This is a genomic window from Amycolatopsis eburnea (assembly GCF_003937945.1).
In the GTDB taxonomy this organism is placed as follows: Bacteria; Actinomycetota; Actinomycetes; order Mycobacteriales; family Pseudonocardiaceae; genus Amycolatopsis; species Amycolatopsis eburnea.
In genome coordinates this window covers 70675-86543 of record NZ_RSEC01000036.1, presented here as the reverse complement: position 1 = coordinate 86543, position 15869 = coordinate 70675, and the positions used below count along the sequence as shown (strand labels likewise).

At 71.8% G+C, this 15869-nt stretch carries 15 protein-coding genes; 3 read left to right on the top strand and 12 right to left on the bottom strand.

What is annotated here, in order from left to right; genetic code table 11:
• The first annotated feature begins 54 nt into the window (after nt 1–54).
• On the top strand, nt 55–1401 hold the full coding sequence (locus EIY87_RS12870) for a cryptochrome/photolyase family protein (RefSeq protein ID WP_125307941.1): 1347 nt from the start codon (nt 55–57) through the stop codon (nt 1399–1401).
• A 327-nt stretch (nt 1402–1728) separates the two neighbouring features.
• Here EIY87_RS12870 and EIY87_RS12865 read toward each other — a convergent pair whose 3' ends face one another.
• From EIY87_RS12865 to EIY87_RS12845, 5 genes are all read right to left on the bottom strand, one after another.
• Nucleotides 1729–2217, bottom strand: a complete 489-nt coding sequence (locus EIY87_RS12865; RefSeq protein WP_125307940.1) for a GNAT family N-acetyltransferase — start codon at nt 2215–2217, stop codon at nt 1729–1731.
• Complete coding sequence (locus EIY87_RS12860; RefSeq protein WP_125307939.1) at nt 2210–3400, bottom strand: ABC transporter permease; 1191 nt, start codon at nt 3398–3400, stop codon at nt 2210–2212. The genes EIY87_RS12865 and EIY87_RS12860 overlap by 8 nt, the downstream gene beginning before the upstream one ends.
• Nucleotides 3397–4308 (bottom strand): ABC transporter ATP-binding protein, encoded by a 912-nt coding sequence (locus EIY87_RS12855; protein WP_125307938.1) that lies wholly within the window; start codon nt 4306–4308, stop codon nt 3397–3399. The genes EIY87_RS12860 and EIY87_RS12855 overlap by 4 nt, the downstream gene beginning before the upstream one ends.
• A 61-nt stretch (nt 4309–4369) precedes the next feature.
• Entirely contained in the window at nt 4370–5911 is a 1542-nt protein-coding gene (locus EIY87_RS12850) for a glycerol-3-phosphate dehydrogenase/oxidase (RefSeq protein WP_125307937.1), read from the bottom strand.
• Nucleotides 5908–6471, bottom strand: coding sequence for a TetR/AcrR family transcriptional regulator (locus EIY87_RS12845; protein ID WP_125309693.1), 564 nt, complete (start codon nt 6469–6471; stop codon nt 5908–5910). Before EIY87_RS12845 ends, EIY87_RS12850 begins: the two co-directional genes overlap by 4 nt.
• Before the next feature lie 97 nt (nt 6472–6568).
• On the opposite strand from EIY87_RS12845, the gene EIY87_RS12840 reads away from it, so the two are divergent.
• Nucleotides 6569–8188 carry an FAD-binding oxidoreductase gene (locus EIY87_RS12840; RefSeq protein ID WP_404800037.1) on the top strand — a complete coding sequence of 540 codons (1620 nt, stop codon included), beginning with the start codon at nt 6569–6571 and terminating at the stop codon, nt 8186–8188.
• Here the strand turns inward: EIY87_RS12840 and EIY87_RS12835 are convergent.
• The 3 genes from EIY87_RS12835 to EIY87_RS12825 all read right to left on the bottom strand — a co-directional run bounded on the left by EIY87_RS12835 (nt 8185) and on the right by EIY87_RS12825 (nt 10877).
• Nucleotides 8185–8721 carry a gamma-glutamylcyclotransferase family protein gene (locus EIY87_RS12835; protein WP_125309691.1) on the bottom strand — a complete coding sequence of 179 codons (537 nt, stop codon included), beginning with the start codon at nt 8719–8721 and terminating at the stop codon, nt 8185–8187. The two genes, EIY87_RS12840 and EIY87_RS12835, sit on opposite strands and share 4 nt — an antisense overlap.
• 92 nt (nt 8722–8813) lie before the next feature.
• Nucleotides 8814–9911, bottom strand: coding sequence for an S-(hydroxymethyl)mycothiol dehydrogenase (locus EIY87_RS12830; RefSeq protein WP_125307936.1), 1098 nt, complete (start codon nt 9909–9911; stop codon nt 8814–8816).
• 129 nt (nt 9912–10040) lie between these two features.
• Nucleotides 10041–10877 (bottom strand): sigma-70 family RNA polymerase sigma factor, encoded by an 837-nt coding sequence (locus EIY87_RS12825; RefSeq protein WP_125307935.1) that lies wholly within the window; start codon nt 10875–10877, stop codon nt 10041–10043.
• Nucleotides 10878–10954: 77 nt separating this feature from the next.
• Here EIY87_RS12825 and EIY87_RS12820 point away from each other — a divergent pair, with 77 nt between their 5' ends.
• Nucleotides 10955–11404, top strand: a complete 450-nt coding sequence (locus tag EIY87_RS12820) for a carboxymuconolactone decarboxylase family protein (protein ID WP_125307934.1) — start codon at nt 10955–10957, stop codon at nt 11402–11404.
• A gap of 59 nt (nt 11405–11463) precedes the next feature.
• On the opposite strand, the gene EIY87_RS12815 is transcribed toward EIY87_RS12820, so the two are convergent.
• The 4 genes from EIY87_RS12815 to EIY87_RS12800 all read right to left on the bottom strand — a co-directional run bounded on the left by EIY87_RS12815 (nt 11464) and on the right by EIY87_RS12800 (nt 15680).
• Entirely contained in the window at nt 11464–12717 is a 1254-nt protein-coding gene (locus tag EIY87_RS12815) for a peptidase C39 family protein (RefSeq protein ID WP_125307933.1), read from the bottom strand.
• A 71-nt stretch (nt 12718–12788) separates the two neighbouring features.
• Nucleotides 12789–13190 carry a PaaI family thioesterase gene (locus EIY87_RS12810; RefSeq protein ID WP_086856281.1) on the bottom strand — a complete coding sequence of 134 codons (402 nt, stop codon included), beginning with the start codon at nt 13188–13190 and terminating at the stop codon, nt 12789–12791.
• A gap of 56 nt (nt 13191–13246) precedes the next feature.
• Complete coding sequence (locus tag EIY87_RS12805; RefSeq protein ID WP_125307932.1) at nt 13247–14971, bottom strand: TIGR03767 family metallophosphoesterase; 1725 nt, start codon at nt 14969–14971, stop codon at nt 13247–13249.
• Nucleotides 14972–15098: 127 nt separating this feature from the next.
• Nucleotides 15099–15680 carry a TetR/AcrR family transcriptional regulator C-terminal domain-containing protein gene (locus tag EIY87_RS12800; RefSeq protein WP_225439850.1) on the bottom strand — a complete coding sequence of 194 codons (582 nt, stop codon included), beginning with the start codon at nt 15678–15680 and terminating at the stop codon, nt 15099–15101.
• Between the last annotated feature and the right edge of the window lie 189 nt (nt 15681–15869).

Sequence of the window (15869 nt, the reverse complement as noted above, 5' to 3'; positions counted from 1 at the left end):
CCGGTAACCGCCCCGTCGTGCACCCGCACGGCGGGGCGCTTATCGTTGGGCCGCGTGACCAGAGAAGCACCCGTCGTCCTGTGGTTCCGCCGCGACCTGCGGCTGGGTGACCACGCGGCCCTGCTCGAAGCCTCGAAGCACAGCAAGCACGTGCTCGCGCTGTACGTCCTCGACGAGGCCTTGCTCAAGCCCGGCGGCGCCCCGCGCGAGGCCTTCCTGTACGGGTGCCTCGAAAAGCTGGACGAGCAGCTCGGCGGACGGCTGATGCTCGTGCGCGGCGACCCGGCCGTGGAGGTGGTCCGCGCCGCGAAGAAGATCGGCGCGGCCGCGGTGCACGTCAGCGCCGACACCGGTCCGTACGGCCGCCGCCGGGACGCCTCCGTGGCGAAGGCGTTGGCGGAGCACAACATCGACTGGGTCGAGACCGGCTCGCCGTACGCGGTGACGCCCGGGCGGGTGACCAAGCCGGACGGCGACCCGTACCGCGTCTTCACGCCGTTCCACCGCGCGTGGACCGCACGCGGCTGGCACTCGCCCGCGGACACCGGACCGTCCCTTGTGGACTGGGTGGAACCGCCGAAATCGCTGAAGATCCCTCGTGCGCCCCAGGTTTCCGCGACCCTGCCCGAGCCGGGTGAACAGGCCGCGCTCGACGTCTGGCACGCGTTCCTCGACGACGGCATCGAAACCTACGACGAGGACCGCGACCGCCCGGACCGCGAAGGCACCACGCGGCTTTCGCCGTACCTGCGCTGGGGGAACATCCACCCGCGGACCATCCTGGCGGACCTGGCGGGCGACGACCGCGTCGGCGCGAAGTCGTTGCGCAGCGAGATCTGCTGGCGCGAGTTCCACGCCGATGTCCTGTGGCACCGCCCGGAGACCGCGCGGAAGAACTACGACAAGCGGTTCGACGGGATGCGGCACGACGACGACCCCGAGGCGTTCGAGCGGTGGTGCGCGGGCCGGACCGGCTACCCGATCGTCGACGCGGGAATGCGGCAGCTGCTGGCCGAGGGCTGGATGCACAACCGGGTGCGGATGGTCGTCGCGAGCTTCCTGGTGAAGGACCTGCACCTGCCGTGGTGGCTCGGTGCCCGCCACTTCATGAAGCACCTCGTGGACGGCGACCTGGCGTCGAACCAGTTGAACTGGCAGTGGGTCGCGGGCTGCGGCACCGACGCGGCACCGTACTTCCGGATCTTCAACCCGACGACGCAGGGCGAGAAGTTCGACCCGAACGGCGACTACGTCCGGAAGTACGTGCCGGAGCTGCGCTCGGTCGGCGGGAAAGCGGTGCACAAGCTGAAGGAACGGCCGAAGGAGTACCCGGAGCCGATGGCCGACCACGCGCACGAGCGGCAGGTTTCCCTGGAGCGGTACGGGAAGATCACGTCGTGAGTGTTCAGGGCGGCTAGAGTCAACCGTCACTTGGTTACCTACGGCGCGAAGGCGCCTGCGGTCGCCGGGGAATGCACCCAATGTGGCGTTGGTTGCGTCCGACGCACCGAACGCCACATTGGGTGCATCCGGACCCGGCACACTGGCCTCCCCCGCCGCCAGCAGCAACACCGGAGACCACGCGCCCGGCGGCCAACTCACCCACACGCCGGCGAGTTGGCCGTTCCGGTTCGTGAGTTGGCCGCTGCGGGCGGTGAGTTGGCTGGTCCTGCCCCGGCTGACACCGTAGGTCGGCAAAAGAACGTTCGCCAGAACCGCCCTGAACACTCACGACGACGTCAGCGGGCGGGCGCGCCACACGACGGCGAGCCGGGGATCGCCGGTGGGGCTCGGTTCGATCCGGTCCACGGTGAAGCCTTCGCGCTCGTAGAAGGCGCCGGCCCGCTCGTTGGCCGCGAAGTGTTCGATGCAGAGCCGCGTGGCCCCGGCGGGAAGCTGCCCGATCAGGGCGTCGAGCAAGCGCGGACCGAGTCCGCGGCCGCGGCGCTCGGGATGGACGTAGAGCTTGTAGACCACGGGGTCGGTCCCGTCGTGGCCACGCTGCCCGACGCCCACGAGCCCGCCGTCGTCCTCGGCGACGACCACGCGCCCGGCGGCCACGGCCGCGGCGAGGTGCGCTTCGTTCCACCAGTCGCGGACCTGTGCGTCCGCGGCCGCCGCGCCGATCAACGGCGTGTAGTGCGGCCGGATGTGCGCCTCGCCGAACCGGACGATCGCCGTCACGTCGGCCGGCCCGGCCGTCCGCACGTCAGCCACGCAGGGCCTCCGACAGCTTGATGCGGCTGCCGATCCGCAACACGCTGTTGCCGTAGATCTTCCCGCCCACCCACGTCAGCAGCGCGACGAGCGCCAGCGTCGAAGCCAGCGACAGCCCGATCTCCCAGCCGGCCGCCGCGCCCGTCGAGATGCGGGCCGGCATCAGGATCGGGGACAGCAGCGGGATCAGCGAGACGACCTTCGCCGCCGTGCCCGAGGGGTCCTGCAGCAGCAGGTTGATGCCCGCGACGAACCCGACGACCAGGATGATGTTCAGCGGCCCGACGACCGACTGCGTGTCCTCCTGCCGGGACACGAGCGAGCCGAGCGCGCCGTAAACGGTGGCGTACAACAGGAAACCGAGCAGGTACCAGAGCAGGCCCCACAGCACCGCGCCGGTCGCGAAGCCGGACAGGGTGAACACGCCGGTCGCCGTCGCCGCCAGCAGGCCCGCCGCGCCGAGGATCACCAGCTGGGTCAGGCCGACCAGGCCGATGCCGATCACCTTGCCCAGCAACAGCTGCCACGGCCGGACGCTGGCGAGCAGGAGCTCCACGACCCGGCTCGACTTCTCCTCGACCACGCCCTGGGCGACCATCATCCCGTAGGTGATGATGCTCAGGTAGAGCAGGAACGCGACGACCAGGCCGAGCACCAGCCGCTGCGTGTGGTCCGCCGGTTCGGGTGAGAGCGCTTCGTCCTGCACGTGGGTGCTGTTGACCTGCGCCATCACGTCGGCCGGTTCGAGCTGCGCGGACGACAGGACGCCGTCGAGCACCTGCTGCTGGGCGACCTGGTCGAGCACCCGGCGCAGCTGATCGTCCAAAGCGGACTTGTAAGTCGCGGTCAGCTTCGCCGCGCTACCCGAGACGAGCGCGTCGAGGTCGCCGTCTTCGACCTGCTTGCGGCCTTCGGCGGGGTCGGTGACGGTGACGGTCTCGACCTGGCGGCCGGACTGCGCGGCGGCGACCTGCAGCTGCTTGGCGATCCCGGTCGCCTGCCCGGTCAGCCCCACCTTGCTCTTGTCCGACGAGCCGGCCAGCGCGGTCTGGAAGCCGACGTAGCCGAGCAGCAGCACCAGCAGCACCGCGGTGCCGATCACGAACGACCGCGTGCGCAGCCGCGTGTTCAGCTCGCGCTTCAGCACGAGCCAGACCGCCCGCCGTCCGGTCAGCTTCTTCATCGTTCTCCCTCGTCGGACACCGCGTCGCGGAAGAGCTCGGTCAGCGACCGGCGACGGCGGCTGAACTCGGTGACCGGCCCGGTGCTCAGCGCCGCGGCGAGCACGGCCTGGTCGTCGGCACCCGGGTCGAGGTCGAGCACGGTGGTGGCGCCGCGGTCCTCGACGACGCGGACCCCGGGCAGGCCACCGGCCCAGCCGGGCCGCGCGGCCGGCGCGGTGACGACGAGCTTGCTGCTCGCGCCCGCGGTCAGCTCGCCGACCGTGCCGACGGCGACCATCCGGCCCCCGCGGATGATCCCGACCCGGTCGCAGAGCCGCTCGACGAGGTCGAGCTGGTGGCTGGAGAACACCACGGGCACCCCGGCGGCGGCCTTTTCCCGCAGCACCCCGCTCATCACGTCGACGGCGAGCGGGTCGAGGCCGGAGAAGGGCTCGTCCAGCACGAGCACGGCCGGGTCGTGCACCAGCGCGGCGGCCAGCTGGACGCGCTGCTGGTTGCCGAGGCTGAGCTTCTGCACCTCGTCCTTGCGGCGCCCGGCCAGCCCGAGCCTGCCGATCCAGTCCTCGGCGTTGCGGTGGGCCTCGTTCGTGCTCAGGCCGTGCAGCTCGGCGAGGTAGACGAGCTGGTCCAGCACCTTCATCTTCGGGTACAGGCCGCGTTCCTCGGGCATGTAGCCGATGTGCGTGCGGGTCTCGTGCGTGACCGGCTGCCCGCCGAAGCGGACTTCCCCGCCGTCGGCGGCGAGCACGCCCAGCGCGATCCGCATCGTCGTGGTCTTCCCGGCGCCGTTGCTGCCGACGAAGCCGAACAGCTCCCCGGCGCGGACGTCGAACGAGACGCCGTCCAGCGCGACCTTCGTGCCGTAGCGCTTGGAGATCCCGTCGATCTCGAGCGTCCCCTCGGTCATGTCCTCACCCTAGGCCACGTGAACGCCCGGCAAGCTCGTCGGATGGCCGTGGTCACCGCGCTCAGGCGAGCCCGGCCAGCGACTTGTCGACGAGTTCGGCGACCCTGGCCCGCGCGGCTTCGGCGTCCGCCGGGACCAGCGCCAGCCGCGTGCGGCGCTCCAGCACGTCCGAGACGTCCAGCGCGCCCTCGTTGCGGACCGCCCACACGACTTCCGCCGCCGTGATCTCGGTGCCGGGGGCGACCGGGGCCGCGAACTCGGCGTCCAGTTCGCCCAGCGCCGCCACGCGCGGGGCCTCGGTGCCGTACCGGGCCACCAAGCGCGCCGGAGCGTCCACAAGGGACAGTTCGGCGCGGGGTGCGGCGCCCAGCAACGGCAACCGGGCGGTCCGGCACGGCGTGACGGCGAGCCCGGCCAGGCGGATCGCCGCGTCGACGGCGTCCTCCGCCATCCGCCGGTAGGTGGTCAGCTTGCCGCCGACCACGGTCAGCAGCCCGTCGGAACCGGCCAGCACCGCGTGCTTGCGGGACAGGTCGGCCGACCGGCCGCCGCTGCCTTCGACCAGCGGGCGCAACCCCGCGTAGGAACCCGCGACGTCGGCGCGGGTCAGCGGGCGCTCCAGCACCGAGGAAGCCAGCGACAGCAGGAAGTCCACATCGGACTCGGGCACCGGTGGCACGTCGGGGATCGCGCCCGTGACCGGCTCGTCCGTGAGTCCCAAGTAGACCCGGCCGTCCGGCTGGGGCAGCAGGAAGACGAACCGGTTGGTCTCGCCGGGCACGCCGATGTTGACCGACGTCGTGCCCATCGGCACCGTCCCCGGCGCGAGCACGAGGTGCGAGCCGAGGGACGGCCGCAGGCGGACCGAGCCGGTCAGGGTGCCCGCCCACACGCCCGTCGCGTTGATCACCTGGCGCGCGTGGAGGTCGAACGCGTCGCCCGAAACGCCGTCGACGACCGAGACGCGGTCCGCCGAAAGCGAGGAGGCCGAGAGACGCGTCAGGATGCGCGCGCCGAACGACGCGGCCGTGCGGGCCAGGGAAACCACCAGCCGGGCGTCGTCGACCAGCGCGCCGTCGTAGGCCAGGAGGCCGCCGCGCAAGCCGTGCGGGGAAAGGCCGGGCGCCAGCGCCAGCGCTTCGGCGGGCGGGACCGACCGCGGCCGCGGCAGCACCGACGACGGTGTCCGCGCCGCCCGGCGGAGCACGTCGCCCGCGCGGAGCCCCGCCGCCACGATTGCCTGCTGGGCCCGGGAAGTGCTGGGGTACAACGGGAACAGCTGCGGCATCGCGCGCGTCAGGTGCGGCGCGGTCCGCGTCATCATGATGCCCCGCTCGACCGCGCTTTCGTGCGCCAGGCCCAGCTCGCCGTGCGCGAGGTAGCGCAGGCCGCCGTGCACGAGCTTCGACGACCAGCGTGAGGTCCCGAACGCGAGGTCGTGCGCCTCCACCAGCGCCACCGACAGCCCGCGGGAAGCCGCGTCCAGCGCGATGCCCGTGCCGGTGACGCCGCCGCCGACCACGACGACGTCGACGCGCTCGCCCGCGGCCAGCTCGGTGAGCTCGCGGTCGCGGCGCCGCGCGTTGAGGGAGCCGGACGTCACGGCTTCAGCGCCGCGTCGAGCACGTGCGTGAACTCCGCCAGCAGCGCGGCTTCGTCGACGTCCGCGGTGGCCGGCCGCAGCGAGAACGCGAACGACTGGACCACGAGCAGCACCGCCCGCGACTGCGCCGCGACCGGGGCGCGCCGGATCGAGCCGTCGTCGTGGCCGGCCGCCAGGAGCAGGTGCAGCGCCTGCTCGGCGAACTTCTGGGTCGCGCCCAGCCGTTCCACGATGTAGGGCAGCACGAGCTCGGGGTCGACGTCGAGCAGCGTGCGGAACAGCGGGTCGGCCGACAGCGCGCGGACGCCGGCCGAAGCGATGATCACGAGCCGCTCGCGGCTGTTCGCGGCGTCGGCGCCGCGCTCGCTCGCGGTCTGCAGCAGCCCGCTGAACTCACGGGTCATCAGCGCCGCGAGCACGCTGCGGACGTCGGGGAAGCGGCGGTAGACCGTCATCCGGCTGACGCGGGCGGTGCGGGCGATTTCGGCGAGTGTGGTGCGGCGCACACCGACGGCCAGCACGCACGAGCGCGCGGCGTCGAGCAGCACGTCATCGGCCACTCTGGTCGCCGTCTGACGGCTGCGGGTGTCCGCGAGCGCGGAGGATCCCGCCGTCTGCGTGGTGTGACGTTTCACGTCCATATGTCACACTGTAGTCGTGAACGCGCTCATTGACCACCGTCTCCGCCGGTCCTGGACCGCGGAAGCCGCCGACGCCGCCCAGCTGCCCGCGCGGGCGGCCAAGTGGCTTGAACAGCGTATCGGCCAGGTGGCCCCCGGTGCTGCCCCGGCGAGCGAATTGCCGGTGGAAATACCGTCACGGAAACTGGACGAGTCTGCTGCCGCCGCGTTGTCGGAAGTGGTCGGCGCGGAGAACGTGCTGGTGGACGACGCGGCGCGGCTGGCGAGGGCGACCGGGCTGTCCTACCTCGACCTGCTGCGCCGCCGGTCGCCGTCGGTGGAGTTCCCGGTGCCCGACGCCGTCGTGCTCCCCGCCGGCCCGGACGAGGTCCAGGCGGTGCTCGACGTCTGCGTGCGGCACGACATCGGGGTCGTCCCCTTCGGCGGCGGCACGTCGGTGGTCGGCGGTGTCGCGGCGCTGCGCGGCGACAAGGCGTCGGTGATCGCGCTCGACCTCGTCCGGCTCGACGCGCTGGTCTCGGTCGACGCCGAGTCGCGCATCGCCGTGCTGCAGGCCGGCGTCCGCGGGCCCGAGGCCGAGCGCCTCCTCGGTGAGCACGGCCTCACGCTCGGGCACATCCCGCAGTCGTGGGAGCGGGCGACGATCGGCGGCTTCGCGGCGACGCGCTCGGCCGGCCAGGCGTCGTCGGGCTACGGGCGGTTCGAGGACATGGTCGCCGGCGTGCGGCTGGCGACCCCGCGCGGCGAGTGGAAGCTCGGCGTGGCGCCGGCGTCCGCCGCCGGACCCGACCTGCGCCAGCTCGCGGTCGGCAGCGAGGGGACGCTGGGTGTGATCACCGAGGTCGCGCTGCGCGTCCGCCCCACGCCGGCGGTGAAGCGCTACGAGGGCTACGCGCTGCCCGGCTGGGCGGCGGGCGCCGAAGCGGTCCGCGACCTCGCGCAGCACCACGCGCTCGCCGACGTCACCCGGCTGTCCGATGTGGACGAAACCGAGGTCTCGCTGGCGCTGAACGCGGGCCTCAAGACGGCGGCGCTGCGCCGCTACCTCGCCGCGCGCGGGGTGCGGCGGCCGTGCTTCCTCATCGTCGGCTGGGAAGGCAGCGCGCACGACGTCGCGCTGCGCCGCCGCGAGACGGTCCGCCGGCTGAAGGCCGCGGGCGCGGTGCGCGTCGGCAAGGCGCTCGGCGAGTCCTGGCGGCACGGCCGGTTCGCCGGGCCTCGCCAGCGGGACGCCTTGCTGGACCGGGGGATCTGCGTCGAGACGCTGGAGACCGCGGCCTACTGGTCCAATGTGGACGAGCTGCGTGACGACGTCCGCGCGGCGCTGACGGCGTCGCTCGGCCGCGCGATCGTGATGTGCCACGTTTCGCACGCGTACGAAACCGGCGCGTCGCTGTACTTCACGGTGCTGACCGCCCGCGACCGGGTCGACCCGGTCGGCCAGTGGCAGCGCGCGAAAGCGGCGGCGTGCGAGGCGATCACCGGGCTCGGCACGATTTCGCACCACCACGCCGTCGGTATCGACCACGCGCCCTACCTGAGCGCGGAAATCGGTTCGCTGGGCGTGGAAGTGCTGCGGGCGGCCAAGTCCGCGGTGGACCCGACCGGGATCCTCAACCCCGGCAAGCTGGTCTAGGGGAAGGTGCGCCCGTCCGGCGGCTCGACGACCTCGCACGCGACGCCCGGGCCGTCGGCCGGCTCGCCTTGCAGCTCGACGGCCTGCGCCTGCGGGACGTCGGCCGTGCGCACGGGCTTGCCGTCGACCAGCAGCGGGTACCGGATCGGCACCGCGCCGATGTAGGCGAGCACGTCGGTCACCCGGCTGCCGTCTTCGAGCGTGATGTCCGGGTCGGTCAGCCGCACCAGGTGGTAGCGGTTGCCGCGGCCCTCGCAGACGTCCAGCACCGCGAGCTGCTCCGGCGTCACGAACCAGACGGCGTGCTCCTCGACGCCCGGCAGCGCGGTGAGCGTCGCCGGGCGCTGGCCGTCGCGGAACCGCAGGCCGGCCGCCCAGACCGCGGCGAGGCCGTCGCAGCGCGCGTGCGCCACGACGACCGGGCCCTCGAGCCCGAGCTCGGCGCGCATCCAGCTGATCTTCGACGGGTTCGCGTTGGAGCCGTACGCGAGCACGGCTTGCCGGTCCCGCCAGCCGGCCGGCGCGGTCGTCAGCGGGTGGCCGGCGCCTTCGGTGTGGACGAAGGAGAAGCCCGGCCGGGTCCCCGGGTAGGGGTCGGCCGGGTAGTCCTCGTCGGTGAAGAGGCTCAGAACGTCACCACGCTGCGCAGGACGTCGCCGTGGTGCATGCGCTCGAAGGCCTGCTCCACGCCGTCGACGCCGATCCGCTCGGTGACGAACTTGTCCAGCGGCAGCCGGCCCTGCAGGTAGAGGTCGACGAGCATCGGGAAGTCCCGGCTCGGCAGGCAGTCGCCGTACCAGGACGACTTCAGCGAGCCGCCGCGCGAGAAGAAGTCGATCAGCGGCAGGTCGTTCAGCCGCATGTCCGGCGTCGGCACGCCGACGAGGACGACGGTGCCGGCCAGGTCGCGCCCGTAGAACGCCTGGCGCCAGGTCTCCGGGCGGCCGACCGCGTCGATGACGACGTCGGGGCCGAAGGAGTTCGTCGCGTCCTGCATGGCCTCGACGACCTGCTCTTCGGAGAGGCCCCGGCTGTTGAGGGTGTGCGTCGCGCCGAAGTCCTTGGCCCACGCCAGCTTCCGGTCGTCCGTGTCGATCGCGACGATCGTGGTCGCGCCCGCCAGCTTCGCGCCCGCGATGGCGGCGTCGCCGACCCCGCCGCAGCCGATGACGGCGACCGAGTCGCCGCGCGTGACGGCCCCGGTGTTGATGGCGGCGCCGAGCCCGGCCATGACCCCGCAGCCGAGCAGCCCGGCGACGGCGGGTTCGGCTTCCCGGTTCACCTTCGTGCACTGTCCGCTGTGGACGAGCGTCTTCTCGAGGAACGCCCCGACCCCGAGCGCGGGCGACAGCTTGGTGCCGTCGGCGAGCGTCATCGGCTGGGCGGCGTTGAAGGTGGAAAAGCAGTACCACGGCTTGCCGCGCTTGCAGGCCCGGCAGGTGCCGCAGACCGCGCGCCAGTTGAGGATGACGTAGTCACCGGGTTCGAGATCGGTGACCCCTTCGCCCACGGCTTCCACGACACCGGCGGCTTCGTGGCCGAGCAGGAACGGGAACTCGTCGTTGATCCCGCCTTCGCGGTAGTGCAGATCGGTGTGGCAGACCCCGCAGGCCTGCACATTCACGACGGCTTCGCCGGGCCCGGGGTCGGGCACGACGACGGTTTCGAGCGAGACGGGCTCGCCCTTCGCCCGCGAAACGACCCCCTGCACCTCGTACGGCATGCGAATCCACCTTCCGGCTCCTGCTGGTCCTGCCCGCAGCTAATCACGGATCATGCGGAGATGGCGACATCCGCATGAGTGAGGTTCGGTGGTGAATACGCAACGGGTTGCGCCCTCCGCAACTGCGGTTCACTGCGGCTTCGGCAGGTCCATGGACGCCAGCCGCACCGGATCGGCCACCGCGGCGATGCGCGCGACCCGGCCGTCCGCCACCACGAACGCCACCACCGACAACGGCGACCCGTCCGGCCGCCAGGCCACCACGCCCGGCAGGCCGCCGACCAGCACCGTGCTGCCGTCGGACGCCGCGCCGAACTGGGCGCCTGCTGCCACCTTCGTCGCGCCCAGGACCACCACCACGCCGCCCGGGGTGTCCACCGTCAGCTGGACGTCCGGGTCGAGCACCCGCAGCAGGCCCTCGAAATCGCCGTCGCGGGCCGCGCGCAGGAACGCCGTCACGACCTCGCGCTGCGAAGCGCGTCCGGCCGGGGGTGCGTCCGCGGCCCGGACCTTGCGGCGGGCGCGGCTGGCCAGCATCTTCGTCGCGCCCGCGGACTTGCCCAGTATCCGGCCGATCTCCTCGAACGGGACCGCGAACAGGTCGTGCAGCACGAACGCCAGCCGCTCGGCCGGACCCAGCGACTCGAGGACCACGAGCAGCGCCAGGCCCACCGAGTCCGCGCGGGCGACGTCCTCGCTGCCGTCGTCGACCGCGACCACGATCTCGTCGTAGGGCGATTCGGGGCGCGACTTGCGCGAGCGCAGGACGTCCAGGCTGATCCGGCCGACGACCGTGGTCAGCCAGCCGTCGAGGTTGTCGATGGCCGCCGCGTCCTGGCGGGACAGCCGCAGCCAGGCCTCCTGGACCACGTCCTCGGCGTCGGCGTGCGAGCCGAGCAGGCGGTGGGCCACCGCGCGCAGGCGGTCGCGCCGGGCTTCGAACGCTTCGGCCAGCGTGTCGGGCATGTCGTTACCTTCCTCGGTTCCGCTCCGTCGTGGTGGTGACGAGCCCGGAGGGGCACAGGTAACCGATGGAGGAAAAGATGGAACCACGGCTGACGAGCGAGAGCAGCCCCGAGGTGGTCGGCGCGGTCCAGCAGCTGTTCAAGGCGGTGCACGGCGCGGGCGTCGACCCGCTGCTGCTGGAGCTGGTCCACCTGCGGGCCAGCCAGATCAACGGCTGCAGCCCGTGCGTCTACGCGGGGGTCGCGTCGGCGAAGCGGCAGGGGGAGACCGACGACCGGCTGCACAACGTCGTCACCTGGCGCGAGACGCCGTTCTTCACCGAGCCGGAGCGGGCGGCGCTCGCCCTGACCGAGGCCGCGACGCGGATCCAGGACGGCCAGCCCGGCGTCACCGACGAGATCTGGGCGGCGGCCGCCGAGCACTTCGACGACAAGCAGCTGTCGGCGATCGTCCTGAACATCGCCCTGACCGGCTTCTTCAACCGGATCAACCGCGCGATCCGGGAGCAGGCCGGCAAGACCTGGTGACAAAAGCCGTGAAGGCCTCCTTACCGGCTTTTTTGCCCGGTAAGGAGGCCTTCACGGATTCAGGCCGGGGTGATGATGTACGCGATGCCGCCGGGGCCGCCCGCCACCGAGCCGTCCGCGCGGTAGCGCTTGGTCCGCTGCCAGATCTTCTCGAACTGGTCGCGCTTGTAGACGTTCCGGACGCGGTCGTTGCTGCTGGCCGCGGGGTCGTTGGCGATCACGTCGCCGTCCTTCGTGAACCCGACGACGACCATGATGTGCCCGGCGGTCCCGTAGCCGGCTCCGTCCAGCTCCGAGGCCAGGAACGACTGCGACGTGATCACCGGGATGCCGCGGGCGATGTAGTTCTCCAGCTCGTTGAGCGAGTGCAGCCGCGTGATGTGCCCCTTCAACCCGCGCGACGCCGCGTAGGCCGTGTTGAACGGCCAGTTCCCGGTGCCGTCGTAGGCGTGGTCGTAGGTGTAGCGCGCCGCGAACGCCACCTGCGGGTCGACGTAGTCCGCCGGGATCCACGCCATCTCTTCGGCGGACGGCTTCTTGCCCCAGTACTCGGCCACCATCTCGGTCGACGTCGGGCTGCACCAGGCCTCGCCGCCCCCGCCGTACTGCGGGAACTGTCCCTTGTGGAGGTTCTGCGCGTACGCGGGCACCTTCAGCTCGATCCCGGTGGCGCGCCCCGGCTTGGTCGGCTGCACCTCGAAGCGGTCCGGCACCGCGGACGTCATCGCGCCCAGCAGCGACACCGACGGCGTCGCGTCCGAGCCGGCTTCGCGGTAGAGGCTGATCCGCAGCTGGTACGACTTCAGCGTCACCCCGGCCTTCGTGACCAGCGTGTCGACGTCGACCAGCGCGTTCGCGTCGTCCTGCCCGTCGACGCTGGTGCGGAGGATGTCGCCGTCCCCGCTGGCCCAGCGGCCCATCACGTACCAGCCGGTTTCGGCACCGGCCGACGTCCGGCCCTGCGCCTCGACCTGCAGCCACGTCTTGGCCGGCGTCTTCGCGTTCCAGGACGCGACCAGCTGCGTCGCGCCGAAGCCCTGCCGGTACGCCGGGGACGTCCACTGGCTGTACTCGTACGTTCGCGTCGTGCCGAGCTCCGGCTCGGTGTGCTGCACGGTGCCGACCGGGTGCGTGATGCGCAGGCCGTCCCGGGTCAGCGCGAGCCCGGCGAAGTCGCCCTCGTGGAAGCGGCCGCCGGTCCACTCGTGGTAGTCGACGGCTTCGTCGTCGCGCGGCCCCGCCTCGGCGACCTGAACGGTTACGGCTGTCAGCACGACAACCGACAGTAGTGTGAACAGACTGCGTACCCGCATCGCGGCTCCTCGATCGACCCACCCAGTAGGCGAGGATTTTCGCCGGTCCGGCGAGGTATGTAAACAGGTACCTAGAGGACGGCCTGCGTCTGTGTCACTTTCGCGACCAACTTGCCGTCGTCGTCGTGGACCTCGGTTTCCACGACGACGAACTTGCGCCCGGCGTGCAGTGGTCTGGACGACGCAACGGCGTAGCCCGAACGCACCGCGCGCAGGAAGTTCGTCTTCGACTCGACGGTCGTCGTGCCCTGGCCGCCCTCGGGCAGGTTGAGGAACGCGCACACGGCGCCGGTCGAGTCGGCCAGCGCCATGAGCGCGCCCCCGTGCAGCGCGCCGCCGAGCGTGCAGAGGCTCTCGTCCCACTTCAGCCGGCTGCGGACGAGCGCGGGCCCGTGCTCCAGCACCTCGACGCCGAGGCGTTCGGAGAACGGCATGGAGCGGTGGAAGAGCTGCGTGCCCTCGGGATCGGTCATGCCCCGCAGCTTGCCCGAAAGCCCGCCGCGGGGCGATTACCTCCGACGTAACGCGCTCAGGACAGCGGGTGCACCAGCAGCAGTTCGGTGTTGTGGTCCGCGCTCGCGCCGACGCGGCCCGGGTCGGTGTGGATGTCGTTGTAGGACAGCTCGCGGTACAGCGACGCAAGCGCTTGCGGGGTCCGGGCGCCGTAGTCCACCGCGTACGGCGCTTCCGCCTCGATCAACGTCGTGAACAGCGACAACGTGCCGTCGGCGTTGTCCGCGACCTCGACGATCCGGGCGTGCTGCGGGAAGTCGACGTGCGACGCGGTGTTGATCTCCCAGAAGCCCTGCTTCGGGGTGCCGCCGGCGTGCGCGGTGATCTGGTTGCGGTGCGTGTGGCCGTTGACCCAGGCCAGCACGTTCGGGAACCGCTTGAGCAGCGCGACGAACGCGTTGCCGTCCAGGCGCGGGTCGAGCAGGTGGCGCGAGTCCGGCAGCAGGTTGCCCATCGAGCCGCTGGTGTGGTGGCTGAACAGGATGAACAGCTCGTCGGTGACGGCGTGGGTGACCTTGCGGCCGAAGAAGTCGTAGTACGCCGAGCTGTTCCGCTTCAGTGTCGACTCGACCCAGTTGTACTGCGCCAGCCCGATGGACCCGTCCGCGAACCCGGCGTCGGTGGTCGTGTCGAGGCTGATCCCGGTGATGCCCGGGGCGATCCGGAACGTGTAGTAGACGTTCTTGCCGTCGGCGTTCGCGCTGGTGAAGCCGTGGCCGGCCGGGCCGGGGCCGGTGTTGGCCGCGTCGAGGTGCGCGCGGACGAACTCGGCGGTGGTGAACGGGCGGCGCCGGGCGTCCGGCGTGATCTCGCGGATGGTGCCGGAGCCGCCGAACAGTTCCGCGACCGGGATGCTCGAACCCGGCTTGCGGATGGCGTCGGCCAGCTTCTTCGCGGTGGTCTCGTCCTTGCCGATGACCTTGTACTTGCCGGTGTACCAGGCGTCGATGCCGGGGATCTGGGCCGGCAGCGAGCCGACGATGCTGTCGTCGTGGTTGCCGAACGTGCAGAACCACGGCACGTCGAGACCCGGCGCGGTGAACGGCTTCATGGCCGCTTCGAGCAGGCCCGGCAGCTGCGGGAAGCCCTTGGCCGAGTAGTCGTCGCCGACGCCGGGGATCGAGGGGTTCCAGTACTCCTTGTTGCCCGAGCTCTGAACGCCTTCGTAGACGTCGGGGTTGCCGGAGCCCGGGGTGACGCTGCCGCCGTTGAGGACCTTGAGGAACCAGTCCAGCTCGATCAGCTCGTGGTTGTCGGTGTTGTCGCCGGTGGTCACCATGAGGTCGAACGGCCGCCCGGTGAACGGGCCCTGCCGCACGCTGTTGACGCGCTCGACCAGCGCGCTGGTGGCGACGGTGCCGAGCGCCTCCTGCGGCCGGTGCGCGGAGCCGATGAACGGGTGCAGGTACTCGAACCGCGCGGGGCTTTCGGTGTCGGTGATGTGCAGGTCGGTGAACTGGACGAACGCGCTGAGCGCGCGGCGGCGGTCGTCGCGCCCGCTCTGCGGCGCGGCGAGGTCGCTGCGGACGACCAGCGGCCAGCCCGGGCCCGCGGACAGCCGCGAGTAACCCGGGCCCGACGCCGTCGCGACCTGCTCCAGCGTGGTGCCGGCGGTGCTGACCGAGCGGGTGCCGGTGAGCCGCAGGGCGCGGTCGAGGGCGTTCGCGGTGGGCGTGCAGAGCAGGAGCCCGAGACCGGCGGCGCCCGCGGTGGCGACGGTGCGCCGGGTGAGTTCGGCCATGGCTGTTCGCTCCCAGTCTTCTCGGTTGCCCAGCACCGTGCCGGACGTCGGTGTCCGGGCGATGAACGTGACATTTCGAGCTACCCTGTCACAGGCGTCGAGGTGGGTGTACCGCCGAAGGTCGTGGTCATTTCAGCCGGACGGCGAGGCCGTCGAGGATGACTTCGGTGCCGAGCGCGAACAGGTCGTCGGCGGTGGTGCGGGCGAACGCCGGACCGAGCGCCTTGACCGCGGGGAAGCCGTCGAGCCGGTGCTGGAACTCGGGGTCCGGCCGCGCGGGCGTCTCGACCGACGCGAGGACGTGCGCGGTCAGCAGCCGGGCGATGCCCGCGGTGTCCTCGGGGGTGAAGCCGGCGTCGAGCAGGATCCCGCACGTCGTTTCGATGTGTGCGAGGCGGTTCGGCCCCGGCAGGCGGTCCCGGAGCAGGGTCGCGGCGTCGCGGTGCTCGAGCAGCAGGGTGCGGAACTGGTGCAAGCCCTGCGCGAGCTGGCCGCGCCAGTCTTGCGTCTCGTCGATCTCGAAGGCGTCTTCGCAGATGGCCTCGGCGAGCATGTCGAGGAGCTGCGCCTTGTCCTTGACGTGCCAATAGAGGGTCGGCGAGCTGACCCCGAGCCGGGCGGCGAGCCGTCGCGTGCTCAGGTCGGCGAGGCCGACTTCGTCGAGCAGGGCGAGCGCGGCTTCGGTGATCTGACGGCGATCGAGCGGCACCAGGCCCACTCTATCAGTGGTAGATTGGTCTCTATCACTGATAGAGGGGGCTCGGCATGCGGTGGTGGATCGCGGGTTGTTCGCTGCTCTTCGCACTCGGCACGGCGGTGCAGAACTTCGTGGTGATCGACCACGAACTGGTGGCGCGCGCGGCTTTCCTGGCCGGTGCGCCGTTGCCCGACGGCTTCC

Excerpts from the sequence above, each read along its gene's own strand:
- EIY87_RS12860 (WP_125307939.1), bottom strand. The coding sequence starts at position 3,400 with ATGAAGAAGCTGACCGGACGGCGGGCGGTCTGGCTCGTGCTGAAGCGC.
- EIY87_RS12855 (WP_125307938.1), bottom strand. The coding sequence starts at position 4,308 with ATGACCGAGGGGACGCTCGAGATCGACGGGATCTCCAAGCGCTACGGC.
- EIY87_RS12830 (WP_125307936.1), bottom strand. The coding sequence starts at position 9,911 with ATGCCGTACGAGGTGCAGGGGGTCGTTTCGCGGGCGAAGGGCGAGCCC.
- EIY87_RS12825 (WP_125307935.1), bottom strand. The coding sequence starts at position 10,877 with ATGCCCGACACGCTGGCCGAAGCGTTCGAAGCCCGGCGCGACCGCCTG.
- EIY87_RS12820 (WP_125307934.1), top strand. The coding sequence starts at position 10,955 with ATGGAACCACGGCTGACGAGCGAGAGCAGCCCCGAGGTGGTCGGCGCG.
- EIY87_RS12815 (WP_125307933.1), bottom strand. The coding sequence starts at position 12,717 with ATGCGGGTACGCAGTCTGTTCACACTACTGTCGGTTGTCGTGCTGACA.
- EIY87_RS12810 (WP_086856281.1), bottom strand. The coding sequence starts at position 13,190 with ATGACCGATCCCGAGGGCACGCAGCTCTTCCACCGCTCCATGCCGTTC.
- EIY87_RS12805 (WP_125307932.1), bottom strand. The coding sequence starts at position 14,971 with ATGGCCGAACTCACCCGGCGCACCGTCGCCACCGCGGGCGCCGCCGGT.